We start from the raw sequence: 3592 nt of genomic DNA on the forward strand, positions 1-3592 counted from the left end.
GGCGGCGGGCAGGGTGCCCGCGGTGCCGCGCAGCCGGGCGGGCATCGCGCCGAGCACGCCCGGCTTGCGGCCGCCCTTGGCGAAGTCCGCACCGGGTTCCAGGACGAGCACCACACCGGTGAAGCTGCCGTCGAACTCGTCCATGGGCACGAACCGGCGGCCCTTGGCGGGGTCGTTGATGTACACCCCGCGCCGGCCGAAGCGGCGGCCCATGCCGTCGTAGACGACGTAGTGGTTGAACTCCCAGAACAGCACGGCCGGTGCGCGCACCTCGGCGAGGGCGGCCAGGTCCATCTGCATGCCCTTGGCGGTCAGCCCGTAACTACGGGCCGCCTTCAGGAGGTTGCTCGCGCGCGAGCCGTCGCGGGAGACACCGCACGCGATGCGCAGCTCCTCCAGCGGGACATGGCGGCCGTAGTGGCCGAGCACCATCGCGAGGGAGGCGGCGCCGCACTCGACGGCCTCCATCTGGAGGACGGTGGGGGTACGGACCGTGCCGCCACGGCCCTTGGGGACCGGGCGCCGGGGCGGGGCGGCGCGTCTGCGGCTACGGGTGTCGGGGTCCTGCCCCGTCTGGACGGTCACGGGAGCAGCCAATCGAGGGGGCGCTGGTCGGCCAGCCGGACCGAACCGGTGGCCAGGGTCATGGAGTCGAGCCGGAACGGCGGCCCGTCGGCGGAGGACCAGCGGTAACCGCTCTTCGCCGAGGCCGACTTCTCCAGCTTCACGGTCACGGCGACCGGGCGCTCCTCACGGGTGAACTGCTCGCCGAGCTGGCTGTCGCCGAGGAACGCGGCGATCGACTGCGCCGACTGGGCGGTGCGGTCCACCGACTTCACCCGGCCGCGCAGCACGCCGTAGCGCTCGGCGGGCACGGAGGAGACGGTCAGGTCGACCTCCGCGTGCGCCGGGATCGAGGCGGCGTTCTCGGCGGGCACGTACACCGTCGCGTACAGCGGGTCGTCCGCGTGCGCGACCTTCTCGACGGCGGCCACATTGGCGCCGGTCTGGATGATCTGCCCGATCGTCGCGGCGAGCGCGGTGATCCGTCCGGCCGCGACCGTGCGGATGAGTGAATCGCCTTGCGCGGTACGGACCTTGAGGACGGGCGCGTTCGCGTCGAGGCGGTCGCCCTGCTGCGCGAGCACGGCCGTCACCTGCCCGGCGACGGGGCTCTGGAGCAGGTAACTGCCCTGCGCGTGCGTGAGGATGGCGGGGGCGCTCACCGTGGAGGTGACCGAACCGGTCACCGCCCACACGGAGGCGGCCGCCATCACGACGACGGTGACACCCAGCGCGAGCCAGCCCTGCGGGCGCGCGAGCCGCACCGGGAGGTCGAGTTCCTCCGGCGACTGGAGCTTGGCGAGGGCCTGTTGGCGGAACTGCACGGAACTTCCCTCACCCGAGGAGAGACGACATCACGGAAGCCGCGGCGGAGACCTGGGCGGAAACCGCCGCGGAACGCCCGAGAGTCCCGGAGCCGGCGGACGGCTCCGGGACTTCGGTGAAACCAGGTGCGATCAGAGACCGGCGACCAGGTTGGTGACCGGCTGGGTGTTCAGGCCGGTGACGCCCTCGACGGTGCCGATGGCGGTGTCCACCACGCCGGAGACCGGGACGATGCCGTTGACGGCGCCGGTCACGGTGTTGAGGGCGTTCACGGACAGGCCGCCGGAGACGTTGTCCAGCTCGGCGTCCGAGATCTCGACGGTCTCAACCTGGGGGGTGGAGTTCATGGTGGAACTTCCCTTCATATGGATATCTCACAAGGGGGAGAGCGGCCCCCTCTGGGGGACAGATGGACCGCCGCGTCCGCGAGCACCCGGGGGTCGCCGTCTCCGGCAGCCCCTGAGCGGTCCCCGCGGTGCGATGGATCAAAGCACGCACGCAGCGCCCGCTTCCACCTGAACAAGCCCCTCACCAGGCGTTTCTGTCGGTAATGGGGGGCGATGGTGCAGGCGTGCGCACCGGGTCGTGGCCACTCCTTCACATGCCGGGCGCCCGGCGCGCGCCGACTCGTACGTTCCTCCGGCGGCGAATCCGGCACTCCTCTCCAAAGGCGCGTTGCGGGAGCGCGCGGATGTGCAGATCCGGCCTCTCCGGTGACCCGCTTGGGCAGTCGGTGTGCAGATTCCCTGAAGCAACGATTCCGGTACACGTCCTGGACGGACCGTCACCTGACGGAGCCCCAGCGTGACGATTCGGACCCGCCGCCCTTGCGGTACGGCCCCCGGGGCGAGGCGGACACCCCTGGCGCGGTGGCTGATTCGCTTTGCCCGGAAGGAAGTTGGCGAACGGAGTTGAACGCTCCGCGCACCGCGCCCGTACTTGTGGCCGTCCGGGCGCCCCCGATCCAACTGCCCCAGCGGCAGACCCCCGTCCCCCACTGGAGGTCGAGAAGGTTGAGTCACAAGCGAATGCCCAAGCGCAAGGCCGCGATAGCGGTGGGCGGCGTCGCGGCGCTCGGAGCCGCGGCCCTCCTGCTGCCCAACGCCATGGCGTCCCAGGACAAGGACGCGACCGCCGCCGCAGGCACCGCCAAGACGCTGAAGGCCACCGACGCCTCCACGCTCAGCGCCCAGATCCAGAAGCAGCTCGGCACCGCGTTCGCCGGTTCCTACTACGAGAACGGCAAGCAGCAGCTCGTCGTCAACGTGGCCCGGGGCGACCAGAACGCCATGGCGCAGGCCCAGCAGGCCGGTGCCACCGTCCGCGAGGTCGACAACAGCACCACCGAACTCAAGGCCGCCGCACAGACGTTGAAGACCAAGGCGACCATCCCGGGCACCGCCTGGGCGGTGGACCCGCGCACCAACAGGGTGATCGTCAGCGCCGACAGCACGGTCACCGGCGCCAAGTGGGACCGGCTGGAGTCCACCGTGGCCGGGCTCGGCTCGAACATGGCCACCCTCAGAAAGTCCTCCGGCACCTTCAAGACCTTCGTCTCGGGCGGCGACGCCATCTTCTCCCAGGTCGAGGGCGGCAACGTGCGCTGCTCCCTCGGCTTCAACGTCACCGCCTCCGACGGCAGCCCCGCCTTCCTGACGGCCGGTCACTGCGGCGTCGCCGCCAAGGAGTGGTCCGACTCGCAGACCGGTCAGCCCATCGCCACGGTGGACCAGGCGACCTTCCCCGGCGAGGGCGACTTCTCACTCGTGAAGTACGACGACCCGGCGACCCAGGCCCCCAGCGAGGTCAACGCGGGCAACGGCCAGACCGTGCCGATCGCCCAGGCCGTGGAGGCCACCGTCGGCTCCACCGTGTTCCGCATGGGGTCCACCACCGGGCTGCACAACGGCCAGGTGACCGGCCTGGACGCCACGGTCAACTTCCAGAGCGAGACCGACCCCAACGGCGTGGACACCGTCACCGGTCTCATCCAGACCAACGTGTGCGCCGAGCCCGGCGACTCCGGCGGCTCCCTGTTCACCCAGGACGGCGGCGCGGTCGGTCTGACCTCCGGCGGCAGCGGCGACTGCACCAGCGGCGGCGAGACCTTCTTCCAGCCGGTCACCACCGCCCTCGCGGCCACCGGCGCCACCCTCGGCGACGGCGGCCAGGCGGGCGCGGGTGGCGAGGCCGGTGCGGGCGA

4 protein-coding genes are annotated in these 3592 nt (G+C 71.5%); 1 reads left to right on the forward strand and 3 read right to left on the reverse strand.

Features of this window, described 5'->3' with window-relative positions; translation table 11 throughout:
- The 3 genes from GTW40_RS22475 to GTW40_RS22485 all read right to left on the reverse strand — a co-directional run.
- Positions 1 to 585 (reverse strand): cysteine peptidase family C39 domain-containing protein (locus GTW40_RS22475; RefSeq protein ID WP_343245763.1); only part of this gene is annotated, 585 nt, incomplete at its 3' end.
- Positions 582 to 1388: an HlyD family efflux transporter periplasmic adaptor subunit gene (locus GTW40_RS22480; protein ID WP_161181994.1), complete on the reverse strand. Its 807-nt coding sequence runs from the start codon at positions 1386 to 1388 to the stop codon at positions 582 to 584. The genes GTW40_RS22480 and GTW40_RS22475, both read right to left, overlap by 4 nt.
- Before the next feature lie 132 nt (positions 1389 to 1520).
- Positions 1521 to 1736, reverse strand: a complete 216-nt coding sequence (locus GTW40_RS22485; protein ID WP_161181995.1) for a type A2 lantipeptide — start codon at positions 1734 to 1736, stop codon at positions 1521 to 1523.
- 666 nt (positions 1737 to 2402) lie between these two features.
- On the opposite strand from GTW40_RS22485, the gene GTW40_RS22490 reads away from it, so the two are divergent.
- Positions 2403 to 3592, forward strand: a 1190-nt coding sequence (locus GTW40_RS22490) for a S1 family peptidase (RefSeq protein ID WP_237525632.1), incomplete at its 3' end; no start/stop codon positions are given.

This window comes from Streptomyces sp. SID4985 (assembly GCF_009863025.1).
Classification (GTDB): Bacteria; Actinomycetota; Actinomycetes; order Streptomycetales; family Streptomycetaceae; genus Streptomyces.